Source organism: Candidatus Njordibacter sp. Uisw_039 (assembly GCF_047730075.1).
GTDB lineage: Bacteria > Pseudomonadota > Gammaproteobacteria > Pseudomonadales > Balneatricaceae > Njordibacter.
This window is the reverse complement of the sequence record NZ_CP159831.1, coordinates 1,203,904-1,222,572: the sequence shown is the minus strand read 5'-3', so window position 1 is coordinate 1,222,572 and position 18,669 is coordinate 1,203,904. Positions and strand designations below refer to the sequence as shown.

Annotated in this window: 20 protein-coding genes; 4 read left to right on the top strand and 16 right to left on the bottom strand. The window is 43.2% G+C overall.

All coding sequences use genetic code 11. The features are described 5' to 3' along the window. Positions 1 to 22: 22 nt before the first annotated feature. Positions 23 to 1,234, top strand: coding sequence for a mandelate racemase/muconate lactonizing enzyme family protein (locus ABXT70_RS05810; protein ID WP_443642228.1), 1,212 nt, complete (start codon positions 23 to 25; stop codon positions 1,232 to 1,234). A gap of 126 nt (positions 1,235 to 1,360) precedes the next feature. Here ABXT70_RS05810 and ABXT70_RS05805 read toward each other — a convergent pair whose 3' ends face one another. Together ABXT70_RS05805 and can are read right to left on the bottom strand one after the other, a co-directional pair. Then, a complete protein-coding gene (locus ABXT70_RS05805; protein ID WP_443642227.1) occupies positions 1,361 to 1,936 on the bottom strand; it encodes a GNAT family N-acetyltransferase in 576 nt (191 codons plus the stop codon). A gap of 356 nt (positions 1,937 to 2,292) precedes the next feature. Then, positions 2,293 to 2,922, bottom strand: a complete 630-nt coding sequence (gene can / locus ABXT70_RS05800; protein WP_443642226.1) for a carbonate dehydratase — start codon at positions 2,920 to 2,922, stop codon at positions 2,293 to 2,295. A gap of 140 nt (positions 2,923 to 3,062) precedes the next feature. Between can and ABXT70_RS05795 the strand changes: the two genes are divergently transcribed. After that, positions 3,063 to 3,641 (top strand): 5-formyltetrahydrofolate cyclo-ligase, encoded by a 579-nt coding sequence (locus ABXT70_RS05795; RefSeq protein WP_443642225.1) that lies wholly within the window; start codon positions 3,063 to 3,065, stop codon positions 3,639 to 3,641. A gap of 11 nt (positions 3,642 to 3,652) precedes the next feature. On the opposite strand, the gene ABXT70_RS05790 is transcribed toward ABXT70_RS05795, so the two are convergent. The 3 genes from ABXT70_RS05790 to ABXT70_RS05780 form a co-directional block, all read right to left on the bottom strand. Further along, positions 3,653 to 4,099, bottom strand: a complete 447-nt coding sequence (locus ABXT70_RS05790; protein ID WP_443642224.1) for a copper chaperone PCu(A)C — start codon at positions 4,097 to 4,099, stop codon at positions 3,653 to 3,655. Between the two features lie 475 nt (positions 4,100 to 4,574). Next, positions 4,575 to 5,528, bottom strand: coding sequence for a D-2-hydroxyacid dehydrogenase (locus ABXT70_RS05785; protein ID WP_443642223.1), 954 nt, complete (start codon positions 5,526 to 5,528; stop codon positions 4,575 to 4,577). A 26-nt stretch (positions 5,529 to 5,554) separates the two neighbouring features. Beyond that, positions 5,555 to 6,916: a hypothetical protein gene (locus ABXT70_RS05780; protein WP_443642222.1), complete on the bottom strand. Its 1,362-nt coding sequence runs from the start codon at positions 6,914 to 6,916 to the stop codon at positions 5,555 to 5,557. Between the two features lie 67 nt (positions 6,917 to 6,983). Between ABXT70_RS05780 and ABXT70_RS05775 the strand changes: the two genes are divergently transcribed. Further along, positions 6,984 to 7,457 (top strand): peroxiredoxin, encoded by a 474-nt coding sequence (locus tag ABXT70_RS05775; RefSeq protein WP_443642221.1) that lies wholly within the window; start codon positions 6,984 to 6,986, stop codon positions 7,455 to 7,457. Here ABXT70_RS05775 and ABXT70_RS05770 read toward each other — a convergent pair. Both ABXT70_RS05770 and ABXT70_RS05765 read right to left on the bottom strand, forming a co-directional pair. Further along, positions 7,435 to 8,493: an AI-2E family transporter gene (locus ABXT70_RS05770; RefSeq protein ID WP_443642220.1), complete on the bottom strand. Its 1,059-nt coding sequence runs from the start codon at positions 8,491 to 8,493 to the stop codon at positions 7,435 to 7,437. The two genes, ABXT70_RS05775 and ABXT70_RS05770, sit on opposite strands and share 23 nt — an antisense overlap. 8 nt (positions 8,494 to 8,501) lie before the next feature. Next, on the bottom strand, positions 8,502 to 8,747 hold the full coding sequence (locus tag ABXT70_RS05765) for a sulfurtransferase TusA family protein (protein ID WP_443642219.1): 246 nt from the start codon (positions 8,745 to 8,747) through the stop codon (positions 8,502 to 8,504). Between the two features lie 171 nt (positions 8,748 to 8,918). Between ABXT70_RS05765 and ABXT70_RS05760 the strand changes: the two genes are divergently transcribed. Further along, positions 8,919 to 10,304 carry a M48 family metallopeptidase gene (locus ABXT70_RS05760; protein ID WP_443642218.1) on the top strand — a complete coding sequence of 462 codons (1,386 nt, stop codon included), beginning with the start codon at positions 8,919 to 8,921 and terminating at the stop codon, positions 10,302 to 10,304. On the opposite strand, the gene nadA is transcribed toward ABXT70_RS05760, so the two are convergent. The 9 genes from nadA to ruvA all read right to left on the bottom strand — a co-directional run bounded on the left by nadA (position 10,297) and on the right by ruvA (position 18,645). Next, positions 10,297 to 11,343 (bottom strand): quinolinate synthase NadA, encoded by a 1,047-nt coding sequence (gene nadA, locus ABXT70_RS05755; RefSeq protein ID WP_443642485.1) that lies wholly within the window; start codon positions 11,341 to 11,343, stop codon positions 10,297 to 10,299. The two genes, ABXT70_RS05760 and nadA, sit on opposite strands and share 8 nt — an antisense overlap. Before the next feature lie 22 nt (positions 11,344 to 11,365). Further along, positions 11,366 to 12,226, bottom strand: a complete 861-nt coding sequence (ybgF, locus tag ABXT70_RS05750; protein WP_443642217.1) for a tol-pal system protein YbgF — start codon at positions 12,224 to 12,226, stop codon at positions 11,366 to 11,368. Positions 12,227 to 12,360: 134 nt separating this feature from the next. Next, on the bottom strand, positions 12,361 to 13,032 hold the full coding sequence (pal, locus tag ABXT70_RS05745; RefSeq protein WP_443642216.1) for a peptidoglycan-associated lipoprotein Pal: 672 nt from the start codon (positions 13,030 to 13,032) through the stop codon (positions 12,361 to 12,363). A gap of 101 nt (positions 13,033 to 13,133) precedes the next feature. After that, on the bottom strand, positions 13,134 to 14,477 hold the full coding sequence (tolB, locus tag ABXT70_RS05740) for a Tol-Pal system beta propeller repeat protein TolB (protein ID WP_443642484.1): 1,344 nt from the start codon (positions 14,475 to 14,477) through the stop codon (positions 13,134 to 13,136). Beyond that, complete coding sequence (locus ABXT70_RS05735; protein WP_443642527.1) at positions 14,477 to 15,523, bottom strand: TonB C-terminal domain-containing protein; 1,047 nt, start codon at positions 15,521 to 15,523, stop codon at positions 14,477 to 14,479. Before ABXT70_RS05735 ends, tolB begins: the two co-directional genes overlap by 1 nt. A gap of 56 nt (positions 15,524 to 15,579) precedes the next feature. Then, entirely contained in the window at positions 15,580 to 16,014 is a 435-nt protein-coding gene (tolR, locus tag ABXT70_RS05730) for a protein TolR (protein WP_443642215.1), read from the bottom strand. A gap of 8 nt (positions 16,015 to 16,022) precedes the next feature. Continuing rightward, positions 16,023 to 16,694 (bottom strand): protein TolQ, encoded by a 672-nt coding sequence (tolQ, locus tag ABXT70_RS05725; RefSeq protein ID WP_443642214.1) that lies wholly within the window; start codon positions 16,692 to 16,694, stop codon positions 16,023 to 16,025. Positions 16,695 to 16,922: 228 nt separating this feature from the next. After that, on the bottom strand, positions 16,923 to 17,951 hold the full coding sequence (gene ruvB / locus ABXT70_RS05720) for a Holliday junction branch migration DNA helicase RuvB (RefSeq protein WP_443642213.1): 1,029 nt from the start codon (positions 17,949 to 17,951) through the stop codon (positions 16,923 to 16,925). Between the two features lie 82 nt (positions 17,952 to 18,033). Next, entirely contained in the window at positions 18,034 to 18,645 is a 612-nt protein-coding gene (ruvA, locus tag ABXT70_RS05715) for a Holliday junction branch migration protein RuvA (RefSeq protein ID WP_443642212.1), read from the bottom strand. Positions 18,646 to 18,669: the final 24 nt, after the last annotated feature.

The following is an 18,669-nucleotide window of genomic DNA, read 5'->3' as shown; positions in this document are numbered from 1 at the left end:
TAAGAACAATAAGAGACATGTTATGAAAATAGCCACTATGCAAAGCCACATTGTGGCCGTACCCCCACCTCATATTGGTGGCATGTATTGGATTTTTGTCACCCTACAAACCAGTTGTGGCATACAGGGTGTGGGGGAGGTCTATGCCTCTACCTTTCATCCGGAGGTGATGGCGAAAGCGTTAGATGACGTATTTGACCGTTACCTAAAAGGACACGACCCCCATCATATCGAACGTTTTTATCGCGAATGCTATTCTAGTGGTTTTACCCAACGCCCAGACCTCACCATGATGGGGGCCTTTAGCGGCCTAGAAATGGCCTGCTGGGACATTATAGGTAAAGCTGCCGGCAAACCTGTGTATGAGCTGATAGGCGGCAAAGTTCATGATAAATTACGTTCGTATACCTACCTCTATCCTACCAACAGCAAAGGCGAGCATGATTACTATTGCCCAGACTTAGCCGTTGAATGTGCCCTGAAGAACATGGAGCAAGGCTTTACCGCTCTTAAGTTTGACCCAGCTGGACCTTATAGTGTCTATTCTGGCCACCAAATTTCACTCGCTGCCTTACAGCGCAGTGAAACTTTCTGCCGCAAAATTCGTGATGCGGTGGGCAATAACTGTGACTTATTATTTGGTACCCATGGCCAAATGACCCCAGCCTCAGCCATTCGTTTAGCCCAACGTATAGAACCCTATGACCCTTTGTGGTTTGAAGAACCAGTGCCACCTGGCCAACCTGAAGCTATGGCTAGAGTTGCGGCCAAAACCAGTATTCCTATTGCAACCGGCGAGCGGTTAACCACTAAATATGAATTCCACGACGTATTGAAGCACAAGGCTGCGTCTATTTTGCAAATGAACTTAGGCCGGGTAGGCGGCATTTTGGAAGCTAAAAAAATCGCTGCCTTAGCCGAAGTATATTACTGCCAGATAGCCCCTCATTTGTATAATGGACCCGTAGGAGCAGCAGCTAGTATTCAACTGGCAACGGCTACACCTAACTTTTTAATTCAAGAAAGTATCGGTATTTGGGATGGTTTTCATGGAGAAGTGGTTGAGGAAAAAATTGACTGGCAAAAAGGTTATATTATTCCTAATACTAAACCTGGTTTAGGTATAGAGTTAAACATGGACGTGGTGAAAGCCAATTCACCTTACACTGGAAAACGTTTGCACTTAATAATGGATAGTCAAGTCTATAACGATCACGCTAACACCATAGTGTAAGAGCTGAGGTGTAAGAGCTGAGTGATAAGGTCTAAAGCTTAATACTAGGAAAAGGCTAAAATTTAGCTTAATCACCACCAAAAGCTAGCGCCAGCAATGGGGCAACCAGGAACTCATTAAAACAAATTATCGCTGCTGCCAATGATCTCTATTGATGTGGTAAAGCGCATGACGCAGCAAAGAGTCATCGTCCTCTAGGGCTGGGTGGTCAAAGTCAGCTTGGCTATTAACCATGCCTAAACGCTCCATTACCGCACGTGAACGAGCATTTACCGAAGGTGTAAAGGATACTACTTGATCTAGACCTAGGCCTTCAAAGGCAAATTTTAATGCCTCATTAGCGCCTTCTGTTGCCATACCTTGGCCCCAAGTGTCGCGCGACAAACGCCAGCCAATCTCAACACAAGGGCTAAAGGGGAATACATACATGGGCTCGTGTAAACCAACAAATCCAATAAAGCGCTCATCTTCTAATCGTTCTATGGCCCATAAACCCCAGCCATTGGCGGTAATTAAAGACCCAATTTGATTAGCCATTGCATCACTTTCTTGTCGACTTAAAGGCGCTGGGAAAAATTTCATCACCTCTGGGTCTGCATTCATGGCAGCAAATACAGGCAAATCACGGGGTCGCCACTGGCGCAACTTAAGCCGTTCAGTCAACAATTGCACTGGCGTATCAAATTCTATGGTTCTGGGCATAACATTCTCCGCTCTTCCACTCTTCCACTCCTTAATTAACTTTTACACTGTGATCGTCAATTTGGGACAGGACTAAAAGTCAAATTTACCACAATTTTAGGCCAAAAAAAGCGCTTGTTTTATGTACAACTGAGGTTCAGTTAAGTCTTTATGTTGTTCATTTACTAAGAGATCACCCAACAGACCTAAGGTTATTAAATTATGTATGGCGGTTGTGGGTTTTTACAGGGTATAAATGTCATTGGCACAGCCAAGGCTTTGGCCAACATAACTGCAACACAATTTGGTGGCAATTGTGTTTATTCCAAGTCCTCATAATTATTTTCAAGGGGTGTTTATTTTAACTAATTAAATAATCATATCTCCACTTGATAGATGTCATCGACATCTTCCAAGCCTTTTCGACTAACATTTAGGTCCTTTATTACGCCGTCATTAATACCATAGATCCAACCGTGTATTTCTAGAGGTTGGTTTTTTTTCCATGCCGTTTGCACAATTTTTGTATGGGCTAAGTTAGCCACTTGCTCGGCCACGTTAATTTCACACATACGGCTCAAACACGCTTCCTTATTGTGCAAATTTTGTAACTCATCACGGTTACGTAAAAAAATATCTTTAACTGACCGTAACCAATAATCGCTTATACCCGCGTTGGTATTTTCCATAGCCACCTTGATACCACCACATCCATAGTGACCACAAACGATGATATGCTCAACTTTTAAAACATCAACGGCATATTGAATAACCGATTGGCAGTTGAAATCGACGTGCTTTACTAAATTAGCTACATTTCTATGAACAAACAGCTCTCCAGGCAGCATTCCACAAATTTCATTAGCTGGCACGCGGCTGTCAGAACAACCAATCCACAAGTACTTAGGTGCTTGTTGTTGCGCCAAAGTAGCAAATAGTTCAGGCTGTTCTAGAGCCACTTTTTTAGCCCACACTTTATTCTTGTCTAGCAGTTCTTCAATCGCCATAAAATCACCCTAATGACTTAAATAAATTTAATCTTGTTACCTAAAATAGTGATAAAAAACTATGCTTTAAGCGAGATCTAGTGTGTACTAGCCAGTAAATCAAAACAAGCCTTTCTTGAGCCTACTTAAGAGTATTAGCGATGCCATCGATAGATGAAAAAAAACGGTTACTACGTATTCAAGCCAAACAACAAAGAGCTACAGCATTTGCTCTAAACCCAAACGTGGGTGAGCAAGTATGCCATCAGTTATTAGCTTCAAATATGCTACATAATCATCAAATCGTAGCGGTGTATTGGCCTTTAGGCGATGAGCTTGACCCCATGCCATTACTAAATACGCTACACTCCCTAGGTCATCAAATGGCTTTACCTGTCATGCTTGGGGCAGGAAAACCACTTATTTTTCGCGCATGGCGCCCAAAGGACGAATTACAGGGCGCTGACTTTGGGACTCGTGAACCGAGTGAAGATAAACACGTATTAGAACCCGATGTTATTTTGGCGCCCTTATTAGCATTTGATAGTAGCGGCTTTCGCCTTGGATACGGTGGTGGTTTTTATGATCGGACGTTAGAAAAACTACGACAAAAAAAATCCGTATTAGCTTATGGCGTTGCTTACGCTGCACAAGAAATGGATCAAGTCATTAAGGGGTCGTATGACCAACCCCTCGATGGAATAGTGACCGAACTGGGTGTTACTTATTTTTCACAGTAAAACATTAACAATCAAGGCAGGGATGTTTTCACAACTGCCGGCACCGAGATCCAACCCATTCCTTCTATATTAAATTCTAACGAGGTTGCTGAATGATTTTGTAATAGGGACTTAAGGCCCATTAACATGGCATGTTTGCCACCAGGCGCTAAATTTAGGGTAGCCCCTGGTGCGATGATCCAGCCATCACCTGCATGACGCATCTGCATCACATTATTAACCATGACCATCTCGTGCAATTCTGACATTGCACTGAATGAAGTCCTTACTGCAATTAATCGAAGATCAGAAGTGATTAGGTTTTCTATATCAACGAAAGCCGCCGTCATATGCATCCCAGGCATCGGCATTTTGACCCATCCATTAGAAAATCGAACTTGGTCTGTTGCTGATTGACTAGCAGCCACATTGGCAGACAGTACTGCTATCACTATTAGAAACAACCGTATGAATTGCAATTTATTCTCCATTGCATTATTTAAAATCCCAACATTAAGTCGCAAATTATACTAACAAAAAACTTATTTAACTATATACAAACGAGTGTATTATTTAATTGCGATAAGCCTAATGTAACTGCAAATAGTAAGCCTCAGGAGCTTCTATACTTTATGCACACAAGCTGTGGATAAGTATGTTAACAAATATTGTAAAAATGCTTCAAAGCCTATTGTATGGGCCTTATTAACAAACTGGTTAAAAAACAACCACATGTATTTTATTGTTTTAAATCAGTATCTTATGAATGTCAATTCGTTTATATGAGATTATTTTAAGTCATTAATTTAATTCATGACAGTGTTTAAAAAAATGTGTACAACACCCACCATAAATTTCAATGAGTTAGGGATGTCAAGAACAAATACCCATAAAAACAACAAAAACTAAGGTCTTTTTGAGCACCATCTATAGACACTTTTAAAAATCAATCACTTACAGCTGGCGCACAACGGCTTGACCTGGTATTAAACTCATTAGGTTTTCTACAGCTTGATTTAAGATGGCTTGGCGAGCTTGACGCGATGCCCACGCCGTATGAGGAGTAATGATAAGATTATCTCTTTGTACTGCTAACAATGGGTGATCTTTCGGCGGAGGTTCTTTTGTCAAGACATCAACACCCGCTCCAGCTATTTGCCCTTCATCCAAAGCTCTAATTAGGGCTGGTTCATTTACGATTCCGCCACGGGCACAATTAATTAATAACGCAGTGTTTGGCAAAGCACAAAGCTGAGGCCAATCAATTAAATTAGTTGTGGTTTGAGTGAGGGGACAATGTATAGATAGTATATCCACTTGAGGCAACATATTTGATAAGGCCATACGTCCATGACTAGGCTCTTGCCCTTGCCTAGCGGCAATCAATATGGTCATACCGAAAGCACCCGCTAGGTTAGCAACACCCTTGCCAAGATCTCCATACCCAACGATGCCAAGGGTTTTCCCCGCCAAACTCTCTATGGGGTAATCTAACATACAGAATTGCGCACTACGGCTCCAGTCACCATTATTGATTGCACTCCGATAGTTAAGCATTTTAGTACTGAGGCTAAGCATCATCATTAAACAATGCTGTGCCACTGAGTCTACCCCATATGCTTGGCAATTTTGTACACTAATGCCTAGTTTTGAAGCAGCTTGTAAGTCAATGTTATTAACCCCTGTTGCAAGCACTATAATATGTTTAAGTTGGGGCAATTGGGAAAGGCGCGCTGCGTCTAAGACAACCTTATTGACTAAGGCAATATGGGTATTTGCGAGGCGCTCGACCACTTCATCGGGCTGAGTGTGTTGATAACACCGTAAGCTATCAACCGCTGCCTGTAAGTGACTAAAATCCAGATCTTCAGGCCCTAGTGTTGCCGCATCCAACATGACTGCCTGCATGCCTTAGATCTCCTGTAGCAAGTATCTTATTGAGCCAATTGTTGTTGTAAGCGCCAAAGGATCTCTTCTGCATAAACTTTAGCAGCTGGCTGACCTTCGTTATTCAATATTTGCAAGTACACACTAGTTAATGTTTCTTCAAAATTTAACTGGAACTGCCCAGTATAGGTATATTCTCCAGTCTCACTTATGTCGCCCTGATCTTCATCTTCGAATACGTAAATTATTTTTCCACCTAACCAAATTTTATAACCCTTCTTATCAGCCAAACTAGTTTTCTTTTCCGATAACTTTGGATCAGATGAATAAATAGGCCGATCGTTTGCTTGGTCTGCAGACTCATCACCACCCAACGGGGACAGGCTAATTTTTATACCGGGCTCCCTAGGCTTGGCACTGTGCAACCCTTTGAACCAGCCCCACATTCCACCAGAGCTAGATGCCATTTCTTCCGACGTCCGTAAGTGGCTCACATGGGTAAAATAAACCTTCTTAGACACTTCATCGTAGCTGCCAACATCAAAAGAAGACATGGCCACAAGAACCTTTCGCAAGGCCTTCTCATAACTCATGTTAAGTTGTACCAAAGGGCGTCCATGTTGATCTTTGCCCAACAAAGGCACGTGATGTTGTAGATTATTTTCATCTGTTTTTTGAGCTACCTGTGCTGTGCGGCTGAGATAACGCAGTAATTCAAAGGTGATTTCAGACTCATTGGATAACTCACGACCAGTTTCTTGCCAATCCAAAGTTTGGTTTTGAGCGATTTCTAACTGAGTATATTGCAAAAAATACAAAGACAGTTCAATACGATCAGTTGGTGTTTCACTTAACTCTATTTTCACCCGCCCATAGGCGATATCTTCGTCAGATTTAGTTAAACTTCGGATCCAGCGACTGATAAAGTCATCTGAGAGAGCATTTTCAGACAGAGAAAACCACTCGGTCTCAATGGCATTAATGCCCGACCCAGTTTCTACAGCGATACCCTGATTTGACCAAAATTGAGCAACTTGGCCCTGTACCTTGGTTAGATTGCCAGCGACACTGATACGTTTTAGGTTTACACCACCCATTAAATGTGCAGAATTACTACCCGCTTCAGCAAACACAAAATCAGGCCGTGGTGCAGTTTCAATTCCTGTCGTTAGTTCCGTCAACTGCGCGCGTGGTATGGTGAGCAGATCGTTCTGAACTTGAGCGTCGTTTAAACCGTCTGGCACAACGATACGATCAATCACTTTAGATAGTGCATAATCTAAGCTTTTGTCTCTGAGAATACTCTCGCCATCGTTATTAAGTAAAGGGTTACCGGAGCAGGCAGCAAGTACCATTGTTGCTAAAAATAGCGGAAGAATACGCGTAAATCCAAAGCCTTGTTGTTTCAAAATGTCGTCCGATTGTTTAAGATGGAACAAAAAGCATATTATAACACTTTTAATTGAGACTACCCATATGAGCCTTACTATTGGACACCCAGTGCCCCACTTAACAGCCCCAGCTACAAGCCAAATTGAATTTAGTTTAGATCAGTTAAAAGGCCAATTTGTTGTGCTTTATTTTTACCCAAAAGACGCAACTCCTGGTTGCACTACTGAGGGCCATGATTTTAACAACTTACTTAGTGAGTTTGAAAAGCTCAATTGTAAAATATTTGGCATTTCAAGGGATTCTATTAAACAGCACGAAAGTTTCAAAGCTAAACAGGGTTACAACTTTGAACTCATTAGTGATGAGAGCGAGGCGTTATGCCAACTTTTTGATGTTATCAAGTTAAAAAAGCTATACGGAAAAGAATATATGGGTATTGACCGCAGCACCTTCGTGATTAACCCAGCAGGCATTTTGGTACAAGAGTGGCGTGCTGTAAAAGTAACGGAGCACGCTCAGATAGTTTTAGATTACCTTAACCAGCTAACAACTTCTTAGGCCAGGCATTCATTACGGCTTTAATTAATGTTGCCAAAGGAATGGCAAAAAACACGCCCCACAGGCCCCACAGGCTGCCAAAAAATAACACAGCTATAATAATAGCCACTGCGTGTAAGTTCACTGCTTCTGAAAATAACAAAGGCACAAGTACGTTACCATCGAGGGTTTGAATGATTCCGTAGATGATGATTAAGGTATAAAATTCCGTAGAAACGCCCCATTGTACATAGCTAATCAATGCTACAGGGATAGTCACAAGTGTCGCTCCTATGTAAGGAATGAGCACAGATAAACCCACAATCATGGCTAATAATGCGGCATAATTCAAGCCTAACCACAAAAAAGCAACGTAAGTAACGGTCCCCACAATCACAATTTCAACCACCTTGCCACGCACGTAATTAGAAATTTGCTGGTCCATTTCAAGCCATACATGGCTTAAAACGTTACGTTTATTTGGTAAAAATGAGGTTAACCAAAGCACCATCATATGGCCATCTTTTAGAAAGAAAAATACTAAAATTGGCACCAGCACCAGGTACACTAACCAAGTGAGCGACTGGCCAATAGACGCTAAGGAGAAGGATACTAATAGCTGTCCAGCATTACCAGCCTCTGCCATAGCAGCATCAGCCAGTTGCTTAATTTGGTCGGCACTAACCAATTCAGGATATTGTTCTGGTAATAACATAAACAAGTCCCGCAGTTTTTCTAGCATTAATGGCAAATCACTTAGTAAGGCCGTTGCTTGGTGCCATAACAAGGGCAATACAACAAAAATAAACGCCATAAGCGATGCTATAAATAAACTATAAATACCCCACACCGCAGGCAAATGATTAACTCCAAAACGCTCTAACCACTGCACTAGACCAAGGGTTAAATACGCCAGTATCATACTTGCAATTACTGGGGCTAAGGTGGATCCAAACATCAAAATTGCAGCTAAACCAGCAGCCAATAAAACCAGCAATAACAGTGCCTGCTCATCGTCAAAAAAGTGGTCCAACCAAGAACGGAATACTTTAAACATGTGTTATCCTAAATTATCTTTTCAATGAGGTAGTGATAAACACCATCAATACATTGATTTTGATGTAAGTGGTGGCCAGTTAATCGGGTCCAGGCTGCAAAGTCTCTTTGCGAACCAGCATCTGTCGCTAGCACTTTAAGCTTTTGACCCGCTTCTAATTGACTTAAAGCCCGTTTAGCTTTTAATAGAGGTAACGGGCATTGTAAACCTTTCGTATCGAGCATTTTCTGCCACTGTGCTGTACCCAATGTCATATCATAGCCCATATCAAATCTCACCTTCGTTAATAGGAATTTGCAATGAGAAGCCACATTATAGGTCAAGCGGTCCTCCAGTCCTATCTATGCTTGATATATTTTATTAATCCTATACTGCGGGTTAGCTGCTCGCTGGTTGCGGTATTGTCATTGTCAGGCATTATTCAAATGGTTCATGCAGGCAATTTACCACTAATTAACACCCACAACTCCACTGACATGAGTCTAGAAGATGAGTATCGTTTTGGTAATCTCATAGCTGCTAGCATGCGCAAACAACTGCCTCTGTGGAACGACCTTGCCGCCCTAAAATTTATTACAGATCTAACTCAGCCATTAATTAGCCGGAGTCAACTTAGCAACAAAAATACCCACCTTTTTCTTGTACGAGATAGCAATATCAATGCCTTTGCAGCTCCAGGTGGTATTATTGGCATTAATACTGGCTTGATACAACAAGCTGGATCTGTAGACGAATTAGTAGCTGTACTAGCACACGAAGTAGCCCACCTTAGCTTACGCCATTATGTACAGACCCAAGCGCAAGCAAAGGCCCGAGCGCCGTTGTATTTGGGTGCATTTATTGCTTCTATATGGCTTGCGGGAAACGTTGATGGTGATATTGGGGAAGCTGGTATGTACGCCACCCAATCAGTTCTCCAGCGCAGTCAACTTAGTTATAGCCGCAGTCATGAGCGAGAAGCGGACCGTGTTGGATTTGATTTAATGTACCAAAGTCCTTTTGATGTCACCCACATGCAACGCTTATTACAACGATTACAATCACCCTACGTCACGGAGTCCCCTCAGTGGGATTGGGCCCGCAGCCATCCTATTAACAATGAACGCGTGGCAGACATTAGTCAGCGCATTTTAATAACTCAACAGAGCCAGACTGAACATGGTTTTGACCTCAGTTTTGAGTTACTAAAAATTTACCAAACTATTGCTCTATTTGGCTCTCCTGTGCCCTCCGTTAGTCAACTAATGCGTAACATTGACCCGCTAGTTAATCACTACAGTACCTTAGTTGCATTTTCTGAGGCACTTATTAACCAAGCTTCGGGGGAATTAAACTTAGCCACGCAACAACTCCAAGACTTGTCATTGAGACAACCTAACGCAACATTACTTTGGTATAGCTGGATGCATAGCTTACTGAACCAGAAACAAACACAAGAAGTATTCAAGCAGTTGAAGCTACGAAAACTTCACCGCCGTGATAATAGTTTATCCCTATGGGTTAATGCCCAAGCCTTACGCCAAGATAATAAGCCCAAGGCCGCCATAACTGTTTTATTAGCAGTATTAGAGAACCAAGCTACATGGACTATAGGTTGGCGCACACTAGCTGAATGGGCCGCCACTGATCAGCGCTTGCAACTGAACCATATGGCCCAATCACAGTGGCATTTATTACGCGGCGAAGCTCAATTGGCCCTTAAACAGGCCAGATACGCCAGCCAACAACAAGCAGATGCTCAAGCAGGTTCGGTGTCATTACAAAAGCAAAACGCCTTAAACCTTTTAACTGATCAAGCAGAGTTTAATTAACTGCCGAAAAATCCATAAGTCGTTGTAGCGGTTTTAAGGCCCGTTGCTGCAAATCTGCAGCAATAACAATTTCATTGTGTCCAAACAATAGCACCTGCTCTATCTTATCTAGGTCGTTCATGGCCATCCAAGGACAATGGGCGCAGCTGCGACAGGTAGCGCCATTACCGGCTGTAGGCGCTTCCATAAGCACTTTGTCAGGGGCTGCCTGTTGCATTTTATAAAAAATGCCACGATCGGTTGCCACAATGAATTCTTTGTTAGGCATCTCTTGTGCCGCCTTAATAAGTTGTGTGGTGGAACCTACAAAATCTGCAATTTCAGCCATGGCGTAAGAAGACTCAGGATGAACCAATACCGCAGCATTAGGGTAAACCTGTTTGAGCTGCTCAACTCCTATCACTTTAAACTCGTCGTGTACGATACACGAGCCTGGCCAGAGCAACATTTCGGTGCCTGTCTGTTTAGCAATATAGCGGCCTAAATGTTGATCTGGCCCCCAGATGATAGGCTTATCTTCGGTAGCCAAGTGTTCCATCAATTTTAACGCAATACCTGAGGTGACTACCCAATCTGCACGAGCTTTAACTGCCGCTGAGGTGTTAGCATAAACAACTACCGTATGGTCTGGATGTGCATCACAAAAAGCTGTGAACTCATCGACTGGGCAACCAATATCAAGAGAACATGTCGCCTCTAATGTAGGCACTAAAACCCGTTTTTCTGGGCTAAGAATTTTCGCTGTTTCACCCATAAAGTGAACACCAGCAACAATCAAAGTAGACGCAGAAGTGTGGCTACCAAAACGTGCCATTTCCAGAGAATCTGATACACATCCCCCAGTCTCTTCCGCCAGTTCCTGGACTAAAGCATCGGTATAATAATGCGCTACCAAGGTAGCATTTTGTTGTTTAAGCAAGCTTTTAATGCGTTTCTTTTGTGTATCTAAATCTTTTACAGTGGCCATGGTTTGTATATGTTTATGGGCCAAGTGTTCTTGCACCAGCACTCTTGTGGCGATATCTTTTTGGCTCATCATCATGGCAGGGCTATCGGACATGCTAGTTTACTCGTTCTTGGGCTAAACGAGCGGCAGAAGAGTCTGGATACTCCAGCAGCACGCGTTGTAGCATCTGGTTAGCTTTATCAATATTGCCTAGGTTTTGGTACGCAACTCCAGCTTTATACAAAGCATCTGGAATTTTTCTGTGTTGTGGGAACTCACCTATCACATGTTCAAAGGATAGGGCAGCCAAGGATGCATCGCCCTGCACCATGTATACCTCTCCTAACCAATAGTGCGCATTGCCAACCAATGAACCTTGCGGGAAGTCTTTTACAAAGGCCAACAATGCAACAATGGATTCATCATACTGACGCTCTCTAATGAGGGTGAATGCAGCCTTATAGGCCGCTTTTACAACCTCAGGGTCATAAGATTCCTTAACCACTATCGCTTGTTCTACGGATGTTGCATCATCACCTTGGCCTCTGGTGCCATTATTTTGCATTGTTTGACTAACAACGGAAGTGGTCTGCGGTTCATTCACTGCCAGGGGTTGACTGGACAAACTAACAATTCGACGGTCTAAATCCAAGTAACGTTGTTTTTGATCGTTTTTAAGACGCTCTAAGTTGTAGTTAAGCTCTTCAACTTGCCCACGTAATTGTTGCAATTCTTGCTGCAAAAGCTCAACTAGATCAAACATTTGTGCATTGGCATTTGCCTTTACAGTGCTAGCCACCAGTGTCTCCTTACTAGGCTCAACTTGCTTGGGCTGCACAGCAGGAGAAGTTGCTAAAGACTGGGCAGCGACATCATTTACCAAATCACTGACAGGTACAACACTATTGGCAGATACTTGAACTGAGGTAGCCAATACAACTAACAAGAGAGTAAAACATCTAATAGTTTGAGACATGCAAGTGAACCTCAAAAAGCACCAAGTTAAAAAACAAAAACCACCGTTATGCAAAGCACAACGATGGTGTTTAGGGCGTATAACAGTCTACATTATCCTGCTGTTGCTGCAGCAACAGCAGTAACTAAACCTAATTAGTAATTAATGTACCGAATTTCTACGCGGCGGTTCTCAGACCAAGAAGCGCTATCGTGGCCCGCATTAACTGGACGTTCTTCACCAAAACTAACCACTTCAATGGCATCTATTGAAACGCCTTGCACTACCAGATAACGACTTACAGCATTGCCACGACGCTCACCCAAAGCAATATTGTACTCACGGGTTCCGCGTTCATCGGCATGCCCTTCTAACACGATACTCGCAGAAGGATTTTGGCTTAAATACGCAGCGTGGCCGTTAAGTGCAGTACGGAACTCAGCTTTAATGGTGGACTGGTCAAAATCAAAATAGATGATGTGCGCCAGTGCTTGAGCCGCTTCCTGTGCTTGCTGCTGTTGTTGAGCAACATTTGCTGCAGCTTGTTGTGCTGCATCTGCTGCAGCTTTAGCTGCATCTGCTGCTGCTTTAGCTTCGGCTTGAACCGCTGCTGCTGCCAGTGCTTTAGCTTCTGCCGCTGCTGCTTTAGCTGCTGCCGCTGCTTCAATCAGCGCTTGAGCTTCAGCCAGTGACGTATTATCTACAGCCACCTGCGCTGCTTGCGTGCTTGCAGTTGCATCAGTGGTTTCACCAGTAGTACTGCAGGCTGCTAAAAAAGCCACCATTACACCGGATATGATGAATTTACTTAAGTTACCCATTTGCATGGACGTGCTCCCCATTCATTTCTAGTTATTGTTCAAAAAATTCGTTACTAATTCTAGCATACATAAACACCAGACCACTAGGATTACTGATCTTATGATGATTAATTCAGGTAAGGTGACCACGCTGGCTCTCTAACAACACCTTCATTTGCAGGAATATTAAATTTAACTTTGCCATCTATCGATACTGCTGCCAAAATATCACGGCCGCCTTGTTGCGTAGAATAGATCACCATACTGCCATTTGGTGCCACACTTGGAGATTCATCTAAACTTGTTTGGGTTAACAAGGACATGGTACCTCGCTGTAAATCTTGCACCGCAATATGGAAACGCGTATCGTGACGACTGACAAGCACTAAAAACCGCCCATCATGCGTTAAACTGCCACGGGCATTGTAATCACCTTCAAAGGTCAATCTTTCTACCCAGCCAGAATCTAACGTTACCTGATATATTTGCGGTTTACCCCCTCGATCAGAAGTAAACAGGATATGCTTACCATCCACGCTCCAAGAGGGCTCCGTATCAATACCATAGTGCTTCGTTACTCGGGTAAGGCGTTTGCTTGTCAAATCTAAGACATATATTTCTGCATTGCCATCTTTAGACAACACCATAGCTAACTTTCCTCCATCAGGAGACCAAGCTGGGGCGCCGTTGATACCTTTAAAAGACTTGATGCGCTCACGTTTACCTGTGGTGATGTCTTGAACGTAAATAGCAGGGCGATTTGTTTCAAAAGAAACATAAGCCAACTTGCTGGCGTCACGAGACCAAGATGGCGACATAATCGGCTGATTAGACTTGAGTATCTCTTTGGCATTATACCCATCGGCATCAGCAACCAATAATTTGTAATAACTGGGATTAACCTTTTTATCGGCGGCAACATAGGCAATACGGGTTCTAAAGGCACCCCTAAGGCCTGTTAATGCTTCATATACAGCATCACTTACAGAATGGCCCAAGGCTCGTAAATCATTTTTGCCACCAGAAAAGCGTCCAGTTGCAATAGGTTCTCCGCGTTGTACGTCGAAGAGCTGGTAATCGACTTGATAGCCCCCTGAATTAGTGGGCAAAACCTGACCTATGACTAAGTATTCAGTCGATAGATAACGCCAGTCGCGGTAATAGACATCTTCGGTTTGATAAGGAAAACTGAGCATCAACGAACGTTTTAGGGATTTAAACTGACCACTACGCTCCAAGTCCGCATCAACTACCAGTGCGACATCATCTTTCAAAGCCTTATCACCAGACCACTGAAACGGCACCACGGCAATAGGCACAGGGTTATCGACACCCTGAGTTATTTCAATAACCAAATTTGACGACCATGCTGAAAAGGAAAACAGCAAAGTAAAAACGGTGGATAAAAATACTGAGAAGGATATTGGTTTAGGTGCTCTTTGAGCTAATTGAACAATTTTTTTTACTCGCATCACAATCTTAAATCCTCTGGTTTAAAAACAAGGGTAACTTTACGGAAGTTTGCATCAAATAACGCTGAATCTAGTTGACTTAACTTATCAAAGCGTCCAACTTTATTCACGGCCTTTACTACCGACGCTACAAATGCATCTGTAGCACTGGCATCGCGATAACTTACCCCTATAGAAAGGATTTCACCCGTAGGGAGCAGTTGAATAACTAGTTCAACTACCATTCCCGTACGAGCATTAGCAGGCCTAACCCACTTCTGGATAATTTCGTTTCTTATATATTGTACTGCAGAGGCAACCGCTTGACCATCAGTGGCTTGCTTTTCCAAGGCCTGGGTTTGAGCTTCTTCATCAACTAACAAACTATCTAACGCCTGCTGATCTTCAGCTAACTGTTGCGCCACTCTCTTGTCTGCCACTCTCTTGTCTGCCACTCTCTTGTCTGCTGCTCTCTTGTCTGCTGCTCTCTTGTCTGCTGCTCTCTTGTCTGCTGCCTTCTTTTTGGCCACTTTCTTATCTGCTGCTTTCTTATCTGCTGCTTTCTTATCGGCTGCTTTTTTATCAGCTGCCTTCTTTTTGGCCACTTTCTTATCTGCTGCTTTTTTGTCTGCTGCCTTCTTTTTGGCTACTTTTTTATCAGCTGCTTTTTTGTCTGCTGCCTTCTTTTTGGCTGCTTTCTTATCTGCTGCTTTCTTGTCTGCTGCCTTCTTTTTAGCTGCTTTCTTATCGGCTGCTTTCTTTTCAGCTGCTTTCTTATCGGCTGCTTTCTTTTCAGCTGCTTTCTTTTCAGCTGCTTTCTTTTCAGCTGCTTTCTTTTCAGCTGCTTTCTTTTCAGCTGCTTTCTTTTCAGCTGCTTTCTTATCGGCTGCTTTTTTATCGGCTGCTTTTTTGTCTGCTACTTTTTTGATTGCAGCAGAATCAGTCTGCTTTTGTCGGGCTAACAAAGAATCTAAATCAATCAGAGTTGCTTCAACACGGTGTTTTATCAGCACAGGTGGTGTGCGTTGACTGTTGCTCTGCCATTCTGAAATAACAATGAAGGCCACAAGGATATGTACAATGAACGCAAATATACTGGGTAAAATATAGGTGTGGTCTAGTTTCACGGACTTTCCGAAACCAGCCCAACACTTTGGGCACCAGCCTGCTGTAACACGGTCATAATTCGAACTATATGCCCGTATTCGATGGCCCTATCGCCCCGCAATAACACCGGTGTATCTGGAGCACGTTGCAATATTTTTCCTACTTGTACACTAATGCGCTCTAAGCTAATGGGCTGCTTGTTATTCTCACCCAATTCCAAGTAATAATCACCCGTTTTAGTAACCGAGATCACTAAGGGTTCCGATAGTTCATCGCTGGCTACTGGGTCAGACTTAGCTTGAGGCAAATCTACATTTACCCCTTGAGTCAACATTGGTGCGGTCACCATAAATATAACTAACAGCACCATCATGACGTCGATATAGGGCACTACGTTTATTTCTGCGTTAGGTTTATGGCGCTTAGTTCTAGGCCGTCTAATATTACTCATAATGAAACCTATAGCTCAGATGCGTGGGCTTTTCGATGTAAAATGCTCGAAAACTCTTCTGCGAAAGTCTCATAACTAGATAATATGGAATCAACCGTGTGGGAAAACCGGTTATAAGCGATAACTGCAGGTATAGCAGCAAACAAACCCATAGCCGTAGCAATTAGGGCTTCTGAAATACCAGGCGCTACAGTGGCCAAGGTGGCCTGATGGGCATTAGCGAGCCCTCTAAAAGAATTCATGATACCCCAAACCGTTCCAAACAAGCCCACGTAGGGACTGGTGGAACCCACACTTGCCAGAAATGACAAATGAGCTTCGAGCTTTTCTTCTTCTTTAGCAATAGCTACACGCATGGCGCGCTGAACGCCTTCCATTACCGCATCACCATCGGCGTCAGTTTGTTGCCTTAAGCGGGTAAACTCTTTAATACCAGCACGAAATATGTTTTCTGCACCATTATCTGGGTTAGGTTCGGCACTGACTTGACGAAACAATTGACTTAAATCAATACCTGACCAAAACTGCTCTTCAAACGCCTTCATATTACTGCGGGCATATTTTAAGGCAGTGCGGCGCTGAAAAATCATCACCCAAGACATGACCGAGGCGATCAACAACAAGAGCATGACTATTTGCACCAAGAAACTGGCGTTCAAAATCAAACTCAATACTGACATTTTATTGTCCACAGACGACTCCCTTCAAGGCCTTACACATTTTTCTATGCAAAGCTGATACACAATATAGTTGTATAAACACGGTAATGTTAAATTATTTTTTCCATGTTACCAGTTTATTAGCATTTAACTGGCTAGCAATAATACCATTATAAACACTAAGTTAGCTCAATAACTCTTGCTTTGAGCTGTGCCTTGGAAAAAAGTTCCAACTGCTGCGGCGTCTATTTAACTTTTGGCACTGCCTTTAGCAGGAACAAGCCCAAAGTGATCATAAGCTCGATCAGTTACAATTCTGCCTCTAGGCGTACGCATAATAAAACCCTGTTGTATCAGGTAAGGCTCCAGAACATCTTCTATGGTTTCTCTTTGCTCGCTAATTGCTGCCGCCAAATTGTCAATACCAACAGGTCCCCCTGCAAACTTCTCAATAATTGCCAGCATCAAACACCGGTCCATGTGGTCAAACCCGAGGTGATCAACATTGAGCATGTTTAGCGCTTTATCTGCCACATGATCGCTAATTACGCCGTCAAATTTAACTTCAGCATAGTCACGAGTTCGACGCAGAAGGCGGTTGGCAATGCGTGGAGTGCCTCTGGATCTGCGGGCCACCTCTGCGGCGCCAGAAGCCTCTATTTGTACTTCGGACAAATGTGCAGAACGTAAGACTATGGTAGTTAAATCTTCTATTGAATAGTATTCCAAGCGCTGGGTAATACCAAAACGGTCCCGCAAAGGAGACGTAAGGGACCCGGCACGCGTGGTTGCACCAACCAGTGTAAAGGGCGGCAAATCTAGCTTAATCGACCTTGCAGCAGGCCCTTCCCCTATCATAATATCTAATTGATAGTCTTCCATTGCTGGGTAAAGAATCTCTTCTATTACAGGGTTTAGACGATGAATTTCGTCAATAAATAACACATCTCCGGCTTCCAAGTTGGTCAGCATGGCAGCTAAATCACCTGCTTTTTCTAACACTGGACCAGAAGTCGTTTTTAAATCACCTCCCATTTCATTAGCAATGATATGGGCAAGTGTGGTCTTGCCAAGGCCAGGAGGTCCATATATTAGCGTATGGTCTAGAGCCTCTGCTCTGCCCTTTGCTGCAGCAATGTAAATCCCCATTTGCTCTTGAACCACCGGCTGACCAATATAATCCTTCAACAACTTTGGTCTAAGAGCCCGCTCTAAATGGTCTTCACCTAACTGACTTACCTCTTCTACTGGCGAGCCAAAACGATCCGCTTCTATCATGCCATACCCATCATTGTTAACATTTGTTGATTACTCTTAACAGCTACCTAGTCAAAGTGTATTGAACGCACAACACCCAAGCCTATATCATACCTTTTAAAGATAAGCGGATGAGGTCTTCGCAACCTCCATCTGGTGAAGACCTAATAGCTGCCGCTACTGCTTTACTGGCCTGTACGGGCTTGTAACCTAAAGCCACCAAAGCACTTTCCGCTTCTGACTGGGCACTAATAGCAAATAGTGCAGGTTTAACAGAGCCGGCTTGAACACCAGTATTAGCTCCAGTTTGCCATGATGAAAGCTTATCGCCTAGCTCTAAGACTAAACGTTCGGCAGTTTTTTTACCTACACCAGGAATTTTCACCAAGGTGGCCGAATCTTGGTTTTGAACGCAGTGGCAAAAAGCATCAGCGTCCATGCCTGATAAAATGGCTAAACCCAATTTTGGGCCTACCCCATTGACCTTTATTAAGATCCGAAACAGGCTCCGTTCTTCTAGTTGAAAAAACCCAAAGAGTAGTTGGGCATCTTCACGTACAACAAAATGCGTATGTAATACGGCAGTTTCACCTTCAGTTGGCAATTGGCAAAAACTATTAAAAGAAATTTCAATTTCATAGGCTACACCCTGCACATCTATAACCACTTGAGCAGGTTGTTTGTGTACTAATACACCACTAATACGTGCAATCATTTTAATCGACCTATATGGGTATTG

Coding starts and splice junctions, on each gene's coding strand:
- nadA (WP_443642485.1), bottom strand. CDS start 11,343: ATGATGAGCCAAAAAGATATCGCCACAAGAGTGCTGGTGCAAGAACAC.
- ABXT70_RS05810 (WP_443642228.1), top strand. CDS start 23: ATGAAAATAGCCACTATGCAAAGCCACATTGTGGCCGTACCCCCACCT.
- pal (WP_443642216.1), bottom strand. CDS start 13,032: ATGCAAATGGGTAACTTAAGTAAATTCATCATATCCGGTGTAATGGTG.
- tolR (WP_443642215.1), bottom strand. CDS start 16,014: ATGAGTAATATTAGACGGCCTAGAACTAAGCGCCATAAACCTAACGCA.
- ruvB (WP_443642213.1), bottom strand. CDS start 17,951: ATGATAGAAGCGGATCGTTTTGGCTCGCCAGTAGAAGAGGTAAGTCAG.
- ABXT70_RS05765 (WP_443642219.1), bottom strand. CDS start 8,747: ATGACATTGGGTACAGCACAGTGGCAGAAAATGCTCGATACGAAAGGT.
- tolB (WP_443642484.1), bottom strand. CDS start 14,477: ATGCGAGTAAAAAAAATTGTTCAATTAGCTCAAAGAGCACCTAAACCA.
- tolQ (WP_443642214.1), bottom strand. CDS start 16,694: ATGTCAGTATTGAGTTTGATTTTGAACGCCAGTTTCTTGGTGCAAATA.
- ABXT70_RS05795 (WP_443642225.1), top strand. CDS start 3,063: ATGCCATCGATAGATGAAAAAAAACGGTTACTACGTATTCAAGCCAAA.
- ABXT70_RS05770 (WP_443642220.1), bottom strand. CDS start 8,493: ATGTTTAAAGTATTCCGTTCTTGGTTGGACCACTTTTTTGACGATGAG.
- can (WP_443642226.1), bottom strand. CDS start 2,922: ATGGCGATTGAAGAACTGCTAGACAAGAATAAAGTGTGGGCTAAAAAA.
- ABXT70_RS05775 (WP_443642221.1), top strand. CDS start 6,984: ATGAGCCTTACTATTGGACACCCAGTGCCCCACTTAACAGCCCCAGCT.
- ABXT70_RS05805 (WP_443642227.1), bottom strand. CDS start 1,936: ATGCCCAGAACCATAGAATTTGATACGCCAGTGCAATTGTTGACTGAA.
- ABXT70_RS05760 (WP_443642218.1), top strand. CDS start 8,919: ATGGTTCATGCAGGCAATTTACCACTAATTAACACCCACAACTCCACT.
- ruvA (WP_443642212.1), bottom strand. CDS start 18,645: ATGATTGCACGTATTAGTGGTGTATTAGTACACAAACAACCTGCTCAA.
- ABXT70_RS05785 (WP_443642223.1), bottom strand. CDS start 5,528: ATGCAGGCAGTCATGTTGGATGCGGCAACACTAGGGCCTGAAGATCTG.
- ybgF (WP_443642217.1), bottom strand. CDS start 12,226: ATGTCTCAAACTATTAGATGTTTTACTCTCTTGTTAGTTGTATTGGCT.